This window comes from Streptomyces rugosispiralis, assembly GCF_024505145.1.
Classification (GTDB): Bacteria; Actinomycetota; Actinomycetes; order Streptomycetales; family Streptomycetaceae; genus Streptomyces; species Streptomyces rugosispiralis.
In genome coordinates this window covers 1-643 of sequence record NZ_JANIAA010000205.1, presented here as the reverse complement: position 1 = coordinate 643, position 643 = coordinate 1, and the positions used below count along the sequence as shown (strand labels likewise).

1 protein-coding gene is annotated in these 643 nt (G+C 75.0%); it reads right to left on the bottom strand.

Annotated elements, in window-relative coordinates; translation table 11 throughout:
- On the bottom strand, positions 1 to 643 hold a 643-nt coding region (locus NP777_RS47075; RefSeq protein WP_256656351.1), incomplete at both ends, for an AMP-binding protein.

The window sequence follows — 643 nt, the reverse complement described above, 5'->3', positions numbered from 1 at the left end:
GCGAGGTCGCCGGTGCGGTACATCCGGGCGCCGGGCGCGCCGTACGGGTCGGCGACGAAGCGCTCGGCGGTCAGCGCGGCACGGTTGAGGTAGCCGCGGGCCAGGGCGGTGCCCGCGATGTACAGCTCGCCGGTCACTCCGGGCGGGGCGAGCCGCAGCCCCTCGTCGAGGACGTAGAGGCGCGCGTTGCCCTGCGGGAGGCCGATCGGCACGGGTCCTGACGGGACCTCGTCGCCGGGCTCGATACGGAACTCCGCGACGTTGACGGTCCCTTCGGTGGGCCCGTACACATTCAGCACGGTGGCCCCGGGGTGGCGGGACCGCCAGTCCCGGAGCGCCTCGCCGAACAGGGCCTCGCCGCCGAGCAGCAGCTCGTTGCCGGGCGAGAACGCGTCGGGGAGTGCCGCGAGCAGCGGCAGATGGCTGGGGGTGGCCTTCAGGAAGGTCACCGGGCGTCCGGCCAGCGCCCGCTCGGCGGCGGGGTCCTCCTCAAGCGCCGCGAGGTGCACCGCGCCGCCGACGACGAGCGGGGTGTAGAGCGCGGTCACCGTCAGGTCGAAGGAGACCGGCGAGTGCAGCAGCGCGGCGCCGGCCGCGCTGGGGTAGGAGCGGCTCGTCCAGTCCAGGTAGTCGGACAGGGAGC